Here is a 16,912-nt window from a genome sequence, read left to right as displayed (position 1 = left end):
GAGTGCACGTCGCACTGGGGCTCGCTGTTGCGCTCGGGGCCTTCGTCCAGGGGTCCATCGGCTTCGGGATCGCCGTCGTCGCCGCACCGTTCATCGTCGTGTGGGCGCCCGACCTCATGCCGGTGGCGATGCTCGTCGCCAGCCTCGCCGTACCGGTGGTCCAGCTCGTCCATGGGCCGCGCGAGATCGCGTGGCGGCCCCTGACGTGGGCCATCATCGGTCGCGTCCTCTTCACGCCGGTGGGAGTCTGGGTCGTCGCAGCCTTCTCGGTCCATGTCATCGCGGGGCTCGTCGGCGTCCTGCTGCTCCTCACCGTCGCGGTGTCGTTGACCCGCGTGCGCATCCACGCGACTGCCGGAAACGCTTTCGCGTCCGGGGCCGTCGCGGGGATCTCCGCGACGGCGGCGTCGATCGGCGGTCCGTTCTTCGCCCTGGTGCTCCAGCACGAGACGCCGGTGCGTGTGCGGTCCACGCTCTCGTGGTTCTTCGTCATCGGCTCGGCGATCTCCCTGGCTGGCCTCGCCATCGGCGGGAGGGTCGACTCGGCGTCACTGCGCGCCGGGCTCCTCTGGATCCCCTTCGCCGTTGCCGGCTACGCCGCGGCCGGGCCGGCCCGGCGGCTGCTCTCCAGCGGTCGCCTCCGGATCGCCGTCCTGGCCTTCTGCACCGTCGCAGGAACGTTTGTCATCATCCGAGCCATCGCCGCGTGAGGCGCACAGCTACCCCGTATCTACCCTTGGCTCGTGCCGATCGTCATCACCGACCACGCGGATCCGCGGCTCGAGGACTACGTCTCGCTCACCGATGTCGCCCTGCGGAGACGGGCGGAGCCGGAGCGCGGCCTCTACATCGCCGAGAGCGAGAAGGTGATCCGGCGGGCCCTCACGGCGGGTCACCGGCCGCGTTCCTTCCTCATGGCGCAGCGCTGGCTCGCGGACCTGGCCGACGTCGTGGGAGACGCGGAGGCGCAGGGGATTCCGGTCTTCGTGGGGGAGCATGACGTCATCGAGCGGCTCACCGGCTTCCACCTGCACCGTGGGGCGCTGGCGTCGATGCAGCGGCCTGAACTGCCCGACGTCGCTGGGCTCATCGCCGGGGCGCGCCGGGTCCTGGTCCTCGAGGACATCGTCGACCACACCAACGTCGGGGCGATCTTCCGCTCGGCTGCCGGTCTCGGCGTGGACGCCGTCCTCGTCACGCCACGGTGCGCCGACCCGTTCTACCGACGCTCGATCCGGGTGTCGATGGGCACGGTCTTCCAGGTGCCATGGACGCGCATCGACCCCTGGCCCCGGGGGGTCGACCTGCTCCGCGAGCTGGGCCTGACGGTGGCGGCGCTGGCACTCTCGGAGGACTCCGTGACCCTCGACGAGTTCGCGGCACACCCGCCGGAGAAGGTCGCCATGATCCTCGGCACCGAGGGCGACGGGATCGGGGCGCGCACCGTCGCAGCCGCCGACGTGACAGTCCGCATCCCCATGGCCGGTGGCGTGGACTCACTCAACGTCGCGGCTGCCTCGGCGGTGGCGATGTGGGCGCTTCGCGTGGTGACCGCACCTGAGGCCGGGTGATTCACACGAGTCTCTAGGGCTGGGGAACCCGCACGAGTCGGTCGACGAGCCGGTCCAGCTCCGCTGCCGGGTCATCGGTCAGGCCACCGTGCACCGGCCCCGGCTGGATGACCGTCGACCGTGGGGCGATGATCCAGCCGAAGCGCTGGCCCGGCTTGTCGAGCGTGGGCAGCCCTCGTCCGGTCTCGCCCCGGCACACAGCCTGGACCCGACGGAGCATCGCGCGCACCCCGTCGAGCTCGCAGTGCGGAGCGAACGAGGCCAGGCGGTTCTCGTCCAGCTCCCAGGCCGCTTCGAGGAACCCAGCGTCCTGGGAGTAGAGGACGACGCCGACGTTGAGGAACTCCTCGCGGTCGACGCGAGGCACGATCCGGAGCACGACGTACTGGTAGGCCTTCATGCAGCGGCCCTTCCCGGCACCCAGGCGGTGCTGTCGAGACGCGCCTCGAGCAGGGCGCGGTAGGCCGATCGGACCGAGCCGGCATCGTGCAGGTCCGAGGTCGTCTCCAGCCACTCGTCGGGCACGTCGTCGAGGGCAGCGTCGATGCGATCCGGCGTGACCAGGGCAGCGAGCTCGTCGTGACGCGCCGCGACGTCTCCCGCGACGTCTCGTAGGACGTGCCGACTCGCATCGAACACCTGGGCCGCGAATCGCTCGGGCGACGGCGGCCGGCTCGGCCAGGAGTGGTGGAAGTAGAGGGCGGCGCCGTGGTCGATGGCGTACGTCTGCCCATGCCAGACGAGGAGGTTGGGGTTGGACCACGTCCGGTCGACATTCGCGGTGAGGGCGTCCAGCCAGATGATGCGCTCAGCCAGGTCGGGTGACGGTGGCTGGGAGCCGTCGTAGCCGAGCGAGCCGGGCAGGAAGTCGACGCCGAGGTTGGTGCCGACGGACGCGGTGAGCAGGTCCTGGACCTCCTCGTCCGCCTCGTACTTCGCGATCCGCTCGTCCAGGGTGATCACGGCGAGGTCAGGCACGTGGACGTCGATGGCCCGCGCAACACCGGCCACGATGATCTCGGCGACGAGCACCTTCAGCCCCTGGCCCGCGCCGCGGAACTTCATGACGTAGGTGCCCTCGTCGCTGGCCTCGACGATCCCGGGGAGCGAACCGCCCTCCTTGAGCGGGGTGACGTATCGAGTCGCCGTGACCTGGGGCAGCACGCCGTCAGCCTAGTGTGCGTGGGACTCGCAACCTCCGACCCGTCTAGGTGCCTCTCGTCAGCGGGGCGCGCGCGTCCCTCGCGGACACGCGACGCCAGAGTCCCGGCAGGACCAGGGCCAGCACGCCGAGCACCGCTGCCACGACGAAGAACGGCCACCTGGTCGCGCCTCCCGGCGGCAGGGTCCATGCGGCAAGCGACGCCGCTGCCACGAGGCCCAAGTTGTACATCATGTCCTGGAGCGAGAAGGTGCGGCCCAGGAGCGCGTCGGGCACATGGGCCTGCAGCAGGGTGTCGGTGCTGATCTTGACGGTCTGGACCGCGAAGCTGACGACGAAGTTCGTCGCCGAGACGGTAAATGGCGTGAGCCAGGGCGCCAGTGCGATCGCCGCCACCGCGGAGATCGCCAGCATCCGCGCGGCGAAGGACACGGGTTGCCATCGTTGCGTCAGCCACGGGGCGACGAAGGCCGCCAGACCGAAGCCGGCGGCGGCTGCTGCGGCGGCCAGACCGAAGCCGAGGACGTCGCCCACCTTCTGTCCCGGCTGCGCAAACGGACCTCGGAAGAGCAGCAGGGTCTGCATCAGCACGAAGCCGAAGGGCAGCCGCGAGACGAAGACAAGCACGAGCAGCAGCCGGGCCCGCCGGGGCAGGGTCCGGGTCGCCTCGACGAGCCCTCGACCCACGGCGGCCAGCACCTGCACCGCCTGGGGACCGCCGGCCCGGATATCCGGCCCGATGAAGGGCAGGCGTCCGGCCGCCCAGGCCGCCGACAGTGCGCCTGCTGCAGCGACGAGGGCGACGAGGGCGTCCGTCCCGAGGGCACTGACGACTCCGCCCACCACGACCCCCGCGAAGTACGCGACCGACCCGGTGGTCGGCGCCACGGCGTTCCCGCTGACGAGATCCTCGGGCGCGATGAGGTGGGGCAGCGCCGCAGAGAAGCCGGACAGGATGAAGCGGTTCACCGAGAAGACGAGCAGGACGACGAGGAAGAAGCTGAGGCCGGTGACGCCGAGGACGATCAGCCCGGCAACGGCGCACATGGCGACGACGCGGGCCAACTGGCTGACAACGATCACCCTTCGGCGCGGCCAGCGGTCGAGCAGCGTGCCGGCGAAGGGTCCCAGGATGCTGTAGGGCAACAGAACGACGGCGAAGGCGGCGGAGATCTGCCTCGGGTCGGTGTTCTGCTCCGGGTTGAACAGGACGTGACTGGCAAGGGCGGCCTGAAAGACGCCGTCGCTGCCCTGCGACGTCACCCTGGCGAGGAACAGGCGTCGGAAGCCCTGGACGCGGAGCAGCGTCACCAGCGCACGCAGGAACGTCACGGCGCCAGCGTAGGGGCGCCACTGGGCGGGTAGGACGTAGTCATGAGCTCGTCCGAATCGATCGCAGCCGGCCGCGGCACCGCACCCGCCGAACTGGTCCTCGTCCGTCACGCCGAGAGCGTGGGGAACCTCGCAGCCGAGGCGGCCCGCCGCGAGGGGCTGAGCCGACTGGACCTGGACACCCGGGACCCGGACACCCCGCTGTCCGACCTCGGGCGCGAGCAGGCCGCCGCTCTGGCAGAGCACCTCTCGGAGCTGGACCCTGGCCGCCGCCCTGACATCGTGCTCAGCTCACCCTATGCGCGAGCCGCCGACACGGCCCAGATCGCGTTGGCGGAGTTCAGCGACCTGGACGTGCTGCGGGACGAGCGGCTGAGGGAACGGGATCTCGGCGCCTTCGACCGACTGACCGGAAGCGGGATCAAGGAGGCCTTCCCCGAGGAGGCCGAGCGACGGGGTGCCGTGGGCAAGCTCTACTACCGGCCCCCGGGTGGCGAGAGCTGGACGGACGTGGCCTTGCGCATCCGGAGCGTGCTGTCCGACATCCGCTCCGACTACGCGGGCAAGCGGGTGTGGGTCTTCACGCACCAGGCGGTCATCATGAGCTTCCGGCTCGTCATCGAGGGCCTGGACGAGGCCAAGCTGCTCGAGATCGACCGTGAGATGCCGCTCGGCAACTGCTCCCTCACGACGTACCGGGACCGCGACGGGACCCTGGAGCTCGACTCCTTCGGCGCGGCCGACCATCTCGAGGCTCGCGACGTGTCCAAGACGCATGAGCAGCCGCACGCCGCCGCGACGGGAGAGCCGGATGGCTGAGCGTCCGCCCGGGCAGCAGAACCCCATGAGGGACACCGTCGTCACGCCGAGCGTGCTGCGCGACTGGCCGCTGCCGGACCCGTACGGCGACAAGTACGACAAGGGCGGATTGCTCATCGTCGGTGGCGCCGCCCAGACGCCCGGTGCGGTGCTGCTCGCCGCGGAGGCCGGGCTGCGGGTGGGCGCCGGAAAGGTCCGCGTGGCAACCGTTCGTAGCACTGCGCAACTCCTGGCGACGGCCATGCCCGAGGCATACGTCGAGGGGCTACCCGAGGAGGAGGACGGCGACATCGCCCCCGAGGCGGCGGAGCAGATCCTGGAGCTCGCCGGTTCCGCGGACGCCGTGCTGGCAGGGCCGGGGATCATGAAACCGGAGGCCGCGAGCGGGCTGCTCGAGCGCGTGGTGCCGCACCTCGACACCGCGCTGCTCATCGACGGTCTCGGCATGGCGTACCTGACGAAGACCTTGGACGGGGTGCAGCATCTTGCGGGTCGGGCGCTGCTGACGCCCAATGCCCGGGAGCTGGCCAAGACGCTTGGTCGGGAAGGCGAAGCGCCGGACGAGGACGAGATCCGGACCCAGGCAGCGGAGCTGTCGCGCAAGAGCATGGCTGTCGTTCTCGGCGGTGCGGCGACGTCCTTCGTGGCCAGACCGGATGGTGCCGTTTGGCGGAACGAGGCAGGAGCGCCCGGGATGGCCGCCGCGGGGTCCGGGGACGCCAAGGCCGGGGCCATCGCCGGACTGCTCGCGCGTGGCGCCCCTCCCGAGCAAGCCGCCGTCTGGGGCGCGTTCATCCATGGCCGTGCGGGGGAGCGGCTCACCGCAGCCGTGGGCCGGGTCGGGTTCCTGGCGCGGGAGCTCGTCCGTGAGCTGCCGGTCGCCTTGGCCGAGATCGAGGTCTGACCCGAGCTAGGACGAAACGGACGGGACTTGCACTCGTCCGCGGCTCGTCCGCGCGCTTCATACGGGTTGGGTCGATAGGGTGCCCGACGTGGTGGCTACCGCAGTCTCATCGGCACGTCACACGTGGATGGACCTACTTCGCGGCACCGCAGTACTGCTCGTCATCGCGTGGCACTCGATGACTGTTACCGAGGGCCTTGGCGTTGACGTGCCGGACGCGATCACCATGGCCAACCAGGCGCTCTCGCCGTATCGACTTCCCACTTTGCTCGTCATCTCGGGAATGCTGCTCCCGCGGTCACTGACCAAGCCGGTCGCAGCCTACGTCCGCGGCAAGGTCCGCGCGATCCTGTGGCCCTTCCTCATCTGGACGCTCATCATGGGGCTGCTCCGGGATCGGAGCTCGCTGCTCGACCCGGTGACGTGGGTCGCCGGTCGTGACCACCTGTGGTTCTTGTCCACGCTGTTCGTCTGCTACCTCGCCGCGCTGGCGCTGCGCCGCGTGCCCGGCTGGGTGGTTGCGGTCGCCGCGTGGGCCTGCTGGTTCGCGTTCTCGCCTCAGGTGCCGGGGTTGGCCAATTGGATCTGGTTCGGCGCCTACTTCTTCCTTGGCGCCAGCCTCAGCCAGGCGTTCGAACGGATCACGCGACTGCCGGGAACGGTCGTCGCAGGGCTTGCCGTAGCCGCAGCGGCGGGCGCGGTGCTGGCTGCCGCCCGGTCCGGCTACCAGTGGGGCGCGCCCTGGCTGGTGATCTCGCTGGTTGGTGTCCTGCTCCTGATGTGGTCCGCGCCACGCGCCCCGCGGGTTGCGGTCGTGCGTGCGCTCGAAGCGATGGGCCGCTCGTCGATCTACTACTACCTGGCGCACGTGGCCGCGATCCTGCTCGTAGGACGGGGGCTGCTGGCAGCCGGCGTCGAGTCCGGCTGGCTGGCCTACCTCGCTGCCTTCGCCGCTGGGCTGCTGGGGTCCTACGCGCTCACGCGCATCCCGGCCGCACGATGGCTGTTCCTTTTCGCTCGCCGCATTGCGCATGACCCAACTCAGAGCCGTTCGACGGGCTGGTCGGATGTCAGCCCGTTGCCTCGCCAGCCGCAGCAGTAGCCTCGCCCGGCCGGCGCCAGAACGACGTATCGGGCGAATGAATCGGTCCAAGACGACAGGCCCCGTGTCTCGGACCGAGACACGGGGCCTGCATGGTGTCGAGGGGGGGACTTGAACCCCCACGCCCGTTAAGGGCACTAGCACCTCAAGCTAGCGCGTCTGCCATTCCGCCACCCCGACAAGGTGATGTGCAAGCGGTCCCGACGCAGCTCTGGGACTCCCTTGCGGCGAGGTGAAACGGTAGCACGCGGGCCCAGCAAATGACCAAACGGGTGGCGGGCACCGGGCGAGCTCAGCGGCATACGCTGACGGCATGACGAGCCACGACGCGAAGGACACGCCCGCAGCGCCCCGGCCGACCGCAGAAGGGGAGGTGGTGCGGATCTGCCGGGACCTGATCCGCATCGACTCGTCCAACTACGGCGACGGCAGTGGACCGGGGGAGCGCAAGGCGGCGGAGTACGTCATGGCCGAGCTCGCGGAGGTCGGTCTCGAGGCGGAGCTGCTCGAGAGCAACCCGGGGCGCTCGACCGTTGTCCTGCGGCTCGAGGGCGAGGATCCGGGGCGACCCGGGCTCGCCGTGCACGGCCACCTCGACGTCGTGCCCGCCAACGCGGCCGACTGGCAGGTCGACCCCTTCGCTGCCGAGGAACGCGACGGCTGCATCTGGGGGCGCGGCGCCGTCGACATGAAGGACATGGACGCGATGATCCTGGCGAACCTGCGCGAGTTCGCGCGCACCGGGACCCGGCCGGCGCGGACGACGACCTTCGTGTTCTTCGCCGACGAGGAGGCCGGGGGAGTGCAGGGGAGTCACTGGCTCGTCGACAACCATCCCGAGTGGTTCGAGGGAGTGACCGAGGCGGTCAGTGAGGTGGGGGGCTACAGCGTCACCGTCCCGACGCCTGAGGGCGAGCAGCGGGCCTACCTGCTGCAGACCGCGGAGAAGGGCATCATCTGGCTCCGCCTCCACGCCCATGGGCGCGCCGGCCACGGGTCGGTGCCCAACGACGACAACGCGATCGTCAAGCTCGCCGCGGCCATCGGCCGCATCGCGGCTCATGAGTGGCCCCGCGAGTACATCGCCTCCGTCAAGCAACTTCTCGACGGCCTCAGCGGCCTCACCCAGATTCCGTATGCCGCTGGGCTCGACCCGCTCCTGGCCGTCCTTGGTGGGGCGCAGGGTTTCGTGCGCGCCACGCTGCAGGACACGGCGAACGTGACGATGCTCGAGGGTGGCTACAAGCACAACGTCATCCCGCAGTCGGCGTCAGTTGCCGTCGACTGCCGCTTCCTGCCGGGGCACGAGGACTCGCTGCTGTCCACGGTCCGTGAGCTCGCGGGGGAGCACGTCGAGGTCGAGGTCATCCACCGGGACATCGCGCTCGAGGCGCCGTGGGACGGCGACCTCGTGGAGGCGATGAAGCAGTCGCTGCTGCGCGCGGACCCCGGAGCGGCCGTCCTGCCGTACTGCCTGTCGGGTGGCACCGACAACAAGGCGCTGGCGGGTCTCGGCATCCGGGGCTATGGCTTCGCGCCACTGCGGCTGCCGGCCGACCTCGACTTCGCGCCGATGTTCCATGGGATCGACGAGCGGGTCCCGTTCGACTCACTGCGCTTCGGGGCGCGGGTGCTGGGCGACTTCCTCAGGACCTGCTGACCCTGCTGAATCGGGCCTGCGGTCAGGCGGTGCGCTGGACGCGCATGATCTTGCGCCGCAGCCAGAAGCGGTGGACCCCGCCCTCGTACCGGACCGACCGGGCCAGCTCCCACCTGCCGTACTCGGCGTGCTCACGCACGGCCTGACGTGCGGCTGCCTTGGAGGTGCGCCGGTCGAACGTCAGGATGCGGTACTCGTACTCGGTCATCGCCGAACATTGTGACATCACCGAGGCACGCGGGCCGGGAACTCCGGCCGGTGCCCTCCAGCCGCAACACACCCGCCTATCGACTGCCACCCCCTGCTGCACCAGAGGGCAGCAGTCGACAAGCGGGTGTGTTGCCCTGCTGGGAGGGGGCTCGGCAGTGTCCCGAGGGGTGCCGGCGCGCCGCGTGTCGGACATCTACCTGAGGTAAGGTCACACGGTCCGGTCCAGGGGGATCGGGGGAACCGCCCGCCCCGCGGGCTCGATCGGCCCAGGAGGGCAACCAGATGTTGAAGAGGACCCGCCGCTTCGCGATCGCCACGGTCGTGCTGCCCGTTGCGTTCGTGGCGGCCTGTGGCACGGCGACCGAGACGGAGGCTCCGGCCGCCAACCAGACATCCGCAGCGAGCGTGGCCCCGCAGACGTCGACCACGCCGGCGGCCCAAGGACATGCGGACAAGGGAGCCTTCATCGCCGCCATCAAGTCTGGCAGCGAGCAGATGACCAGCGCCCACGTCGAGATGGTCATGGACGCCCAGGGCCAGACCATCACGATGTCCGGTGACACGAAGATGGACGCCAAGAAGCCGGCCATGCAGCTGTCGATGGACATGGGCAGCGCCATGAAGCTCGACATGATCCTGCTGGACAAGGTCCTGTACCTGCAGGGCATCCCCGGCGTGGGGGACGGCAAGTGGGCCAAGATGGCCGTGACCGGGGAGATGGCCAAGGAGTTCGAGAAGTCCCTTGAGCAGGCCGACCCCTCGAAGATGGCGGAGACGTACGAGGACGCCATCACGGACGTGAAGTTCGTCGGCCCTGACACTGTCGACGGTGAGAGCCTGCAGCACTACGAGGTGACGATGGACACCAAGGCGCTCGGCGACACCCTGCCGGATGGCGCCGCTGGGCTGCCCGACACCCTGACCTATGACATGTGGCTGGATGGGCAGGACCGGATCCGTCAGGTCGTCTACTCCGTCTCTGACATCAAGGCCGAGATGAAGATGAGCAAGTACGGCGAGCCGGTGGACATCAAGGCTCCCGCAGCCGCCGACGTCGTCGAGGTGCCCACCTCCTGACGCTCCTCTTCTGACCCACGGGTGAACGGCCCGCGAACGTCGTCCGCGTTCGCGGGTCGTTCCCTTATCTACCGCTTTTCCTGCGGGCCATTCGGTGTCGTCGGCGACGTGCGTCGACTACGGTCGAGTCATGACCGTGGAGCCCCGCGCAGCCCTGGAGCGGCTCATCAGTGCCCTCGAACGCCACTATGAGGCAGCGGGATCGACGAGGGATCCCGACCACCCGCTCGTCATCGCAGCGGCCCAGGACCTCGCCGAGGCGTTCGACGAGTACGACGAGGCGCTCTTCGACGCCACGGAGGTCGCGACCCCCTTGGCGGTCTATGGCGACGACTTCGACGGTCACGAGGACGAGGACGACAGCGACACTCCCTATGCCGGCCTCGACCCCGACGAGTACGAGGACGTGGACGACGAGGACGACCTTGACGACGATGACCTCGACGACGAAGAAGATGACCTCGACGATGAAGAAGACGACCTCGACTACGACGACGAGGACGAGCTGGACGACGTCGATGACGACGACGACGAGGCGCAGGACGGCGTGAGGTCGCAGGCCTGACGACCCCAGCGCCGAGTCACCTGCTGGGTCACCGCGAGCTCAGGGGCGCGCGGACACGTCGTCCAGGGCGTCCACGATCTCCGGCGGGAGGGTGAGCTCGAGGCTGGCCAGAGCTGTCCGCAGCTGCGCTCCCGTCCTCGCCCCGACGATCGGAGCGGTGACCCCGGGCCGGTCCCGGACCCAGGCCAGTGCGACCTCGCTGGGAGTCACGCCGAGGCCACGGGCCGCCATGACGACCGCTTCGGACACCCGTCTGGCGTGCTCGTCGAGAAACCGCTCCGCGAAGCCCGGGAAGTCGACGGAGGTGGCGCGCGACCCGGCCGGCACGCCGGAGCGGTACTTGCCGGTGAGCACCCCGCGCCCCAACGGCGACCAGGCCAGGACGCCGAAACCGAGAGCCTCAGCGGCAGGCAGGACCTCTGCCTCAGGCACCCTCGCCACGAGAGAGTACTGGATCTCGTTGACCACCAAGGGAACTCGCGCCTGCTCCAGCAGGGTCAGCGCTCTGGAGACCTGCCAGCCCGTGTAGTTGGAGACGCCGACGTAGCGGGCGCGACCGGTCGCGACCGCCCACTCAAGGGCAGAGAGGGTCTCTTCGAGCGGGACGTCGTCGGACCACGTGTGCGCGAGCCAGATGTCGACGTGGTCGGTGCGCAGCCGTCGGAGCGAGGTGTCGAGCTGCTGGATCAGCGTGCGTCGGGAGACATCGACCCGGCGTTCGTCGCCCACCCGGTGGATCCCGGCCTTGGTGCAGATGACGAGATCTTCCCGCGACACGACCTGGTCGAGCATCTCTCCGATGCACGTCTCGGCGTCGCCGCCGCCATAGCCGTAGGCGGTGTCGATCAGCTCGCACCCGGCATCGAGGAAGGCGCGGACGTGGTCGCAGGCCTCGTGCCGATCGACCGAGTTGCCCCACGTCATCGTCCCCAGGGCGAGCGGGGCGATCCGGAGGCCCGAGGAGCCGACACGCCTGTGCATGACCACGCACGCTAGTCGCTCGGGGGCTCTCTGCTGGCCGTTCCGCGCCAGATCGCGGGTGAGGATAGCCTCCCAGCATGCGACTCGGAGTGAACCTCGGCTATTGGGACCGCGGCGCTGCGGCTCACGACATGGTGGCCATCGCCCAGGAGGCGGACCGGCTCGGCTACGACAGTGTTTGGGTCGCCGAGGCCTACGGCTCCGACGCGCCCTCGATGCTCGCGTGGATCGGGGCGCTCACCGAGCGCATCCACCTGGGGTCTGCGGTCATGCAGATCCCGGCCCGGACGCCGGCGATGACGGGCATGACCGCGGCGACGATCGACACGATGTCCGGCGGGCGCTTCCGGCTCGGCCTCGGCGTGTCCGGTCCCCAGGTCAGCGAGGGCTGGCACGGCGTCCGGTTCACCAGCCCGCTCGCGCGAACTCGTGACTACGTCGAGATCGTCCGGTCCGTCCTTCGCCGCGATCGGGTCGCCCACGACGGACCGCACTACGAGCTCCCCCTGCCGGACGGGCCCGGCAAGGCGCTCAAGCTGGGCTCCCGCCCGCTGCGCAGCGAGATCCCCGTCTACCTCGCAGCCGTGGGCCCGCGGAACCTCGCCCTCACGGGTGAGATCGCCGACGGTTGGCTGGCCATCTTCCTCAGCCCAGAGCACGCAGGCGAGCAGATCGGCGCCATCGCTGCGGCGCGTCGCGCGGCGGGGCGGGGGACTGAGCAGGACCCCATGGCCGGCTTCGACGTCGTGTCCGCGACCCCCGTCGTCCTCGTCGACGACGTCGCGGCCGCCGCGGACCTGCTGCGTGACTACTGCGCCCTGTACATCGGTGGGATGGGCTCTCGGGAGCAGAACTTCTACAACCAGCTCGCCTGCCGGATGGGCTTCGAGGAGGAGGCGGCCCGGATCCAGGACCTCTACCTCGGCGGACAGCACCGCGAGGCCGCCGCGGCGGTCCCACTCGAGTTCATCGACGAGACGGCGCTGCTGGGGTCTCCGCAGCGGGTGGCACAGCGCCTGCGCCGCTACGAGGACGCTGGAGTGACCACGCTCGCGGTGGCGACCGGGGGCAGGATGACCCGGGAGCAGGCAACGGCGACCCTGTCCATTCTCGCGAAGGTGCACCAGAGCCCTGCGCAGTGACCCCACTCCTGGCAGACAGTGAGCCGCGGTAGGGTGCTCCACTGTGTCCTGCTGCGATCCGACCGAATCGGGACGGCACATCAGCGTTCGTCGATCCAGAAGGCTTGTGAACCGTGGCTGACCTGAGCTATCTCGATGCTGTCATCCTCGGCATCGTCGAGGGCCTGACCGAGTACCTCCCCGTCTCCTCGACGGGCCACCTCACCATCGCCGAGAAGATGCTCGGCCTCGAGGTCGACGATCCCGCTGTGACGGCGTACACCGCGGTCATCCAGTTGGGTGCGATCGCCGCCACCCTGATCTACTTCTTCAAGGACATCGGGCGGTTCGCCCGGGCCTGGTTCCGTGGTCTGGGAGGAGCAGAGGAGCGCAGGAATCCCGACTACGGGCTGGCCTGGGCGGTCGTGATCGGCTCGATCCCTGTGGGGTTGGTGGGCTTCGTGTTTCGCGATGTCATCGCGGGCCCGCTGCGTAGCCTCTGGGTGGTCGCGATCGCCCTGGTGCTGTGGAGCATCGTCATGGTCGTCGCTGAGCGGGCCCACACGGCGTTCGAACGCCGGGGCGCGGTCCGAGGGGAGCACACCGTGTCCCCGATCGACGGCCTCGTCATTGGCCTGGTCCAGTGCTTCTCCCTCGTCCCCGGGGTATCTCGCTCCGGAGCGACCATCTCGGCGGGCCTGATGCGGGGCATCGACCGGGTGACGGCCACCCGCCTCAGCTTCTTCCTCGCGATCCCGGCCCTCACCGCCGCGGGCGTCTTCCAAGCGGTGGAGGAGCGCGCGAACCTCGCTCGTCTGGGGATCGGCCCCATGGTCGTCGGCCTCGTCGTGGCCTTCGTGGTTGCCTATGCCTCGATCGCCTGGTTGCTGCGCTTCGTCGCCTCCAACAGCCTGTTGCCGTTCGTGTGGTACCGCGTTGGCCTCGGCGCCCTGCTGGCAGCGGCTCTCGCCGCCGGCTGGATCACCGCGACCTAGCCACTGAGCGGCGGGCGGCCACGTCCTCGTCAGAGCCAGCCCGAGCGCTTGAACCTCGTCCAGAGGAACAGGCACACCGCGACGATGACGGCGAGCACCACGAAGTACCCGTAGTGGTACTCGGAACCACCCACGTTGACGCTCGCCGTCAGCTCCGGCATGCCGTCGAAGTTCATCCCGTAGATCCCAGCGATCATGGTGGGAACCGCGGCGATGGCAACCCAGGCGGAGATCTTGCGCATGTCCGAGTTCTGCTGCACGGACACGCTGGCCAGGTGCGCGGACAGGATCACTGTGAGGAGCCGGTCATAGCTCTCCACGTGGTCGTTGACGTGGCGCAGGTGGTCCGCGACGTCGCGGAACAGGTGGCGCAGGTCGACGTGCAGGTCCCCGCCGCTGCCCCGCTCCAGGTAGCCGGCCAAGGAGTCGGCGAGGGGGCCGCTTGCCCGCCTGAACTCGAGCACCTCTCGCTTGAGCCGGTAGATCGCATTGGCGTCGCCCACGCCGTCCTCGCCAACGACCTGTGCCTCGATCTCGTCGAGGTCGATGCCGAGCTCGCGGTCCACGTCGACGTAGTGGTCGACGACGGAGTCCATCACCGCATGCATGACGATCAGGGGCCCGTGCTCCAGCAGCTCGGGATGCTGCTCGAGCTGCTCCCGGACGTCGGTGAGGGGGTTTCCCTCCCCGTGGCGGACGGTGACGACGAAGTGGTCACCGATGAAGAGCATGACCTCGCCGGTCTCGATGTCACTCGTCTCGTCGATGTATCGCAGCGTTTTGAGCACGACGAAGAGGGAGCCCTCGTACTCCTCGATCTTCGCGCGCTGGTTGCCCATCACCGCGTCCTCCACCGCGAGGGGATGGAGTCCCAGCTCCTGCCTGACCAGCGCGAACTCCTCGTCGGTCGGGTCCTTGAGACCGATCCAGATGAAGCCCTCCTCACCGTCGCGGAGGGTCGCGAGCTCGTCGCTGAGGTCGCCGCACTCAAAGCGTTGGCCCTGACGGTAGAGGGCCTGGTCCACGATCACAGCCCTACTCCACCACAGCACCATGCCGTATGCCGCTGGGCTGGCTCGGCGCGTCTAGGCTGGCCGGGTGCCCACCGTCCTCTTCGTCCGCCACGGCAGGTCGAGCGCCAACACCGGTGGCGTGCTCGCCGGCTGGACGCCGGGGGTGTTCCTCGACGAGACGGGCGAGGCGCAGGCCTCCAGGGTCGGCGCGGCCATCGCCGCAGCCGAGCTGCAGGTCGCGGAGCTCGTCTCGTCACCCCTCGACCGGTGCGTCCAGACGGCCGACCTCATCGCTGGTCACCTGGGGACGGTGACCCGGTCGGTGCACCCGGGGCTGGGGGAGTGCCGGTATGGTGCGTGGACCGGACGGCGGATCACGGACCTCGTGTCCGACCCGCTGTGGAAGGTCGTCCAGGACCGCCCGAGTGAGGCGCGCTTCCCGCCCTCCGACGCCTACGAGGCGGAATCGCTCTCCGACGTCCAGGAGCGCGCCCTGCGCACGGTGCGGGAGACCGACGCCCATGTCCTCGAGCGGCATGGACCGGACGCCGTCTGGGTTGCGGTCTCGCACGGCGACGTCATCAAGGCGGTGCTGGCCGACGCTGCGGGCGCCCATCTCGACGACTTCCAGCGCTTCGTGGTCGACCCGGGCTCCGTCAGTGTGGTGCGCTACACGAGCCGCAAGCCCTTCTTGCTGCGGCTCAACGACATCGCGGGTGACCTGCACGCGATCCGTCCGGCGGCGGGTCCGGGCGTTGACGGCGATGCGGAGGTCGGCGGCGGAGCTGGCCGCGCGGCCGCCGCCGACCTGCCCGACGAGGACCCGTCCGTGCTCGACTAGGGTGCTCGACCGAGATGCCTCGACCGAGATGCGTCGACCACGGTGGACGAACAGGGTGCTCGACCAGGGTCGGATAGGGTCGCTCGTATGACTTTCCAGGAGTTCGACCCGGTGTCGCGCTTCGTGGCGGGAACGGTCGGACCCACAGGCAACCGCACCTTCTACCTGCAGGCCAGCGATGGCCGACGCGTCGTCACCGTGGCCGTGGAGAAGCAGCAGGTGTCGATCCTGGCCGACCGCATCAACGACGTGCTGGACCAGCTGGCGCCGACGACTGCCATCGAGCCCGGGCAGCCCGGCGGTGCGCCGGAGGACACCGATCCACTCGAGACTCCGTTCGAGGAGGACTGGCGGGTCCAGACCCTGTCTCTCGCCTGGGACGAGGGGCGTCAGCGTCTCGTCATCGAGTGCCACGACCACGACCCGGACGAGCTCGAGGGAGGCGAGTCGGCCGATGACCCCGTGGCCGGTGGTGCCGAGCCGGACGAGGACTCGCCCTTCTCGAGGAACTCGCTCCGGGTGACCCTGAACCCCCCGCAGGCGCGGGCCTTCGCACGGCGCAGCCTGTCGATCGTCGCGGCCGGCCGGCCTCCCTGCCCTTTCTGCGGCGGCCCCCTCGACCCGACGGGCCACATCTGCCCGCGGGCCAATGGCTACCGTCGCTGACGGCGGCTTCCGGGCGGCGCCCGACGACGCGGCCCTGCTGGGGGATCTCGAGGTCGTCGGGCGAGTCGCCGATTCGTCCAACCTCTCCGTGCTGGTGCGGCTCCTCGCCGAGGACGGCGCTCATGCCATCTACAAGCCGGTGCGCGGGGAAGCGCCGCTGTGGGACTTCCCGGAGGGCACGCTCGCTGGCCGGGAGGTGGCCGCGCACCTCGTGTCCGAGGCCGGCGGCTGGCATGTCGTCCCGCCCACCGTTCTGCGCGACGGTCCGCTCGGTCCCGGGTCGGTCCAACGCTGGATCGGCGACCCGTTCTCGCCACTCGCCGACGATCTCGTCGTCGACCTCGTGCCGGAGGGGAACGTCCCGCCCGGCTGGATCGCCACCTTCTCCGGAGAGACCCCGTCCGGCCGGGCCGTCACCGTGGTCCACTCCATCCGCGAGGACGTTCGATCCCTCGCCGTGCTCGACGCGGTGATCAACAACTCGGACCGGAAGGGTTCCCACTGCCTCCGGGACACGACTGGGCGGCTGTGGGCCATCGACCACGGCGTCAGCTTCCACGCCCACCCGAAGCTGCGGACCGTGCTCTGGGGCTGGGCCGGAGACCCGCTCGTTGATGGCGACCTTGCGCGTCTCGAGCGCCTGCTCGACGTGCTGGACGATGCCACGAGCGGCCTCACGGACGCGTTGGAAGCCCTGCTGCCCCATGCTGACGTCGCTGCTCTCCGCGGACGGGTGGAGAGCCTGCTCCGCCGGCGCCGCCACCCCCGGCCGAGCCCGGGGTGGCCGGCCGTGCCGTGGCCCCCGCTCTGACCTCCCCACCTGATCGAGTGGACAAGAATTGCGCGCAATTCTTGTCCACTCGATCAGGTGGGGAGGTCAGAGCGGGGGCCAC

19 protein-coding genes and 1 tRNA gene are annotated in these 16,912 nt (G+C 69.8%); 13 read left to right on the top strand and 7 right to left on the bottom strand.

Going from position 1 to position 16,912, the window contains the following annotated elements:
- The first annotated feature begins 2 nt into the window (after positions 1-2).
- Both VIR15_RS09925 and VIR15_RS09920 read left to right on the top strand, forming a co-directional pair.
- Positions 3-710, top strand: a complete 708-nt coding sequence (locus tag VIR15_RS09925; protein WP_331927315.1) for a sulfite exporter TauE/SafE family protein — start codon at positions 3-5, stop codon at positions 708-710.
- A gap of 33 nt (positions 711-743) precedes the next feature.
- Complete coding sequence (locus VIR15_RS09920) at positions 744-1,571, top strand: TrmH family RNA methyltransferase (RefSeq protein WP_331927314.1); 828 nt, start codon at positions 744-746, stop codon at positions 1,569-1,571.
- 13 nt (positions 1,572-1,584) lie between these two features.
- Here the strand turns inward: VIR15_RS09920 and VIR15_RS09915 are convergent, their stop codons facing one another.
- The 3 genes from VIR15_RS09915 to VIR15_RS09905 are packed head-to-tail and all read right to left on the bottom strand — an operon-like array spanning position 1,585 to position 4,065.
- A complete protein-coding gene (locus VIR15_RS09915; protein ID WP_331927313.1) occupies positions 1,585-1,971 on the bottom strand; it encodes a DUF3037 domain-containing protein in 387 nt (128 codons plus the stop codon).
- Positions 1,968-2,735 carry a HipA family kinase gene (locus VIR15_RS09910; protein ID WP_331927312.1) on the bottom strand — a complete coding sequence of 256 codons (768 nt, stop codon included), beginning with the start codon at positions 2,733-2,735 and terminating at the stop codon, positions 1,968-1,970. The genes VIR15_RS09915 and VIR15_RS09910 overlap by 4 nt, the downstream gene beginning before the upstream one ends.
- Before the next feature lie 43 nt (positions 2,736-2,778).
- Positions 2,779-4,065: an MFS transporter gene (locus tag VIR15_RS09905; RefSeq protein WP_331927311.1), complete on the bottom strand. Its 1,287-nt coding sequence runs from the start codon at positions 4,063-4,065 to the stop codon at positions 2,779-2,781.
- A gap of 42 nt (positions 4,066-4,107) precedes the next feature.
- Between VIR15_RS09905 and VIR15_RS09900 the strand changes: the two genes are divergently transcribed.
- The 3 genes from VIR15_RS09900 to VIR15_RS09890 all read left to right on the top strand — a co-directional run bounded on the left by VIR15_RS09900 (position 4,108) and on the right by VIR15_RS09890 (position 6,890).
- Complete coding sequence (locus VIR15_RS09900; RefSeq protein WP_331927310.1) at positions 4,108-4,884, top strand: histidine phosphatase family protein; 777 nt, start codon at positions 4,108-4,110, stop codon at positions 4,882-4,884.
- Entirely contained in the window at positions 4,877-5,788 is a 912-nt protein-coding gene (locus VIR15_RS09895) for an NAD(P)H-hydrate dehydratase (protein WP_331927309.1), read from the top strand. The genes VIR15_RS09900 and VIR15_RS09895 overlap by 8 nt, the downstream gene beginning before the upstream one ends.
- A gap of 91 nt (positions 5,789-5,879) precedes the next feature.
- Entirely contained in the window at positions 5,880-6,890 is a 1,011-nt protein-coding gene (locus VIR15_RS09890) for an acyltransferase family protein (protein ID WP_331927308.1), read from the top strand.
- Positions 6,891-6,983: 93 nt separating this feature from the next.
- Here the strand turns inward: VIR15_RS09890 and VIR15_RS09885 are convergent.
- Positions 6,984-7,070 (bottom strand) — tRNA-Leu (locus VIR15_RS09885).
- A gap of 133 nt (positions 7,071-7,203) precedes the next feature.
- Here VIR15_RS09885 and VIR15_RS09880 point away from each other — a divergent pair.
- Positions 7,204-8,550: a M20/M25/M40 family metallo-hydrolase gene (locus VIR15_RS09880; protein ID WP_331927307.1), complete on the top strand. Its 1,347-nt coding sequence runs from the start codon at positions 7,204-7,206 to the stop codon at positions 8,548-8,550.
- 22 nt (positions 8,551-8,572) lie between these two features.
- On the opposite strand, the gene VIR15_RS09875 is transcribed toward VIR15_RS09880, so the two are convergent.
- Entirely contained in the window at positions 8,573-8,758 is a 186-nt protein-coding gene (locus VIR15_RS09875) for a DUF5703 family protein (RefSeq protein ID WP_324144749.1), read from the bottom strand.
- A 284-nt stretch (positions 8,759-9,042) separates the two neighbouring features.
- Between VIR15_RS09875 and VIR15_RS09870 the strand changes: the two genes are divergently transcribed.
- Together VIR15_RS09870 and VIR15_RS09865 are read left to right on the top strand one after the other, a co-directional pair.
- The gene (locus tag VIR15_RS09870) at positions 9,043-9,837 is read left to right on the top strand and encodes an SCO4651 family lipoprotein (RefSeq protein ID WP_331927306.1); all 795 of its coding nucleotides are present in this window, start codon (positions 9,043-9,045) and stop codon (positions 9,835-9,837) included.
- A 130-nt stretch (positions 9,838-9,967) separates the two neighbouring features.
- Positions 9,968-10,402, top strand: coding sequence for a hypothetical protein (locus tag VIR15_RS09865; protein ID WP_331927305.1), 435 nt, complete (start codon positions 9,968-9,970; stop codon positions 10,400-10,402).
- A gap of 39 nt (positions 10,403-10,441) precedes the next feature.
- Here the strand turns inward: VIR15_RS09865 and VIR15_RS09860 are convergent, their stop codons facing one another.
- Positions 10,442-11,383 (bottom strand): aldo/keto reductase, encoded by a 942-nt coding sequence (locus VIR15_RS09860; RefSeq protein ID WP_331927304.1) that lies wholly within the window; start codon positions 11,381-11,383, stop codon positions 10,442-10,444.
- A gap of 77 nt (positions 11,384-11,460) precedes the next feature.
- Between VIR15_RS09860 and VIR15_RS09855 the strand changes: the two genes are divergently transcribed.
- Both VIR15_RS09855 and VIR15_RS09850 read left to right on the top strand, forming a co-directional pair.
- Positions 11,461-12,525, top strand: a complete 1,065-nt coding sequence (locus VIR15_RS09855) for an LLM class F420-dependent oxidoreductase (RefSeq protein ID WP_331927303.1) — start codon at positions 11,461-11,463, stop codon at positions 12,523-12,525.
- A gap of 113 nt (positions 12,526-12,638) precedes the next feature.
- Entirely contained in the window at positions 12,639-13,499 is an 861-nt protein-coding gene (locus VIR15_RS09850; protein ID WP_331927302.1) for an undecaprenyl-diphosphate phosphatase, read from the top strand.
- Between the two features lie 29 nt (positions 13,500-13,528).
- Here VIR15_RS09850 and VIR15_RS09845 read toward each other — a convergent pair whose 3' ends face one another.
- Positions 13,529-14,530: a magnesium and cobalt transport protein CorA gene (locus VIR15_RS09845; RefSeq protein WP_331927301.1), complete on the bottom strand. Its 1,002-nt coding sequence runs from the start codon at positions 14,528-14,530 to the stop codon at positions 13,529-13,531.
- A gap of 67 nt (positions 14,531-14,597) precedes the next feature.
- Between VIR15_RS09845 and VIR15_RS09840 the strand changes: the two genes are divergently transcribed.
- The 3 genes from VIR15_RS09840 to VIR15_RS09830 all read left to right on the top strand — a co-directional run bounded on the left by VIR15_RS09840 (position 14,598) and on the right by VIR15_RS09830 (position 16,830).
- Positions 14,598-15,353 (top strand): Rv2135c family putative phosphatase, encoded by a 756-nt coding sequence (locus VIR15_RS09840; RefSeq protein WP_331927300.1) that lies wholly within the window; start codon positions 14,598-14,600, stop codon positions 15,351-15,353.
- A gap of 87 nt (positions 15,354-15,440) precedes the next feature.
- Entirely contained in the window at positions 15,441-16,019 is a 579-nt protein-coding gene (locus VIR15_RS09835) for an Rv2134c family protein (protein WP_331927299.1), read from the top strand.
- A complete protein-coding gene (locus VIR15_RS09830; protein ID WP_331927298.1) occupies positions 16,003-16,830 on the top strand; it encodes an Rv2133c family protein in 828 nt (275 codons plus the stop codon). The genes VIR15_RS09835 and VIR15_RS09830 overlap by 17 nt, the downstream gene beginning before the upstream one ends.
- The last annotated feature ends 82 nt before the right edge of the window (positions 16,831-16,912 follow it).

It is taken from the genome of Intrasporangium sp. (assembly GCF_036566125.1).
Classification (GTDB): Bacteria; Actinomycetota; Actinomycetes; order Actinomycetales; family Dermatophilaceae; genus Intrasporangium.
Note: the sequence above shows the minus strand (reverse complement) of the source record. Positions and strands in the feature narration are given on the sequence as shown.

Coding starts and splice junctions, on each gene's coding strand:
- VIR15_RS09915 (WP_331927313.1), bottom strand. CDS start 1,971: ATGAAGGCCTACCAGTACGTCGTGCTCCGGATCGTGCCTCGCGTCGAC.
- VIR15_RS09900 (WP_331927310.1), top strand. CDS start 4,108: ATGAGCTCGTCCGAATCGATCGCAGCCGGCCGCGGCACCGCACCCGCC.
- VIR15_RS09895 (WP_331927309.1), top strand. CDS start 4,877: ATGGCTGAGCGTCCGCCCGGGCAGCAGAACCCCATGAGGGACACCGTC.
- VIR15_RS09880 (WP_331927307.1), top strand. CDS start 7,204: ATGACGAGCCACGACGCGAAGGACACGCCCGCAGCGCCCCGGCCGACC.
- VIR15_RS09875 (WP_324144749.1), bottom strand. CDS start 8,758: ATGACCGAGTACGAGTACCGCATCCTGACGTTCGACCGGCGCACCTCC.
- VIR15_RS09870 (WP_331927306.1), top strand. CDS start 9,043: ATGTTGAAGAGGACCCGCCGCTTCGCGATCGCCACGGTCGTGCTGCCC.
- VIR15_RS09865 (WP_331927305.1), top strand. CDS start 9,968: ATGACCGTGGAGCCCCGCGCAGCCCTGGAGCGGCTCATCAGTGCCCTC.
- VIR15_RS09860 (WP_331927304.1), bottom strand. CDS start 11,383: ATGCACAGGCGTGTCGGCTCCTCGGGCCTCCGGATCGCCCCGCTCGCC.
- VIR15_RS09855 (WP_331927303.1), top strand. CDS start 11,461: ATGCGACTCGGAGTGAACCTCGGCTATTGGGACCGCGGCGCTGCGGCT.
- VIR15_RS09835 (WP_331927299.1), top strand. CDS start 15,441: ATGACTTTCCAGGAGTTCGACCCGGTGTCGCGCTTCGTGGCGGGAACG.
- VIR15_RS09830 (WP_331927298.1), top strand. CDS start 16,003: ATGGCTACCGTCGCTGACGGCGGCTTCCGGGCGGCGCCCGACGACGCG.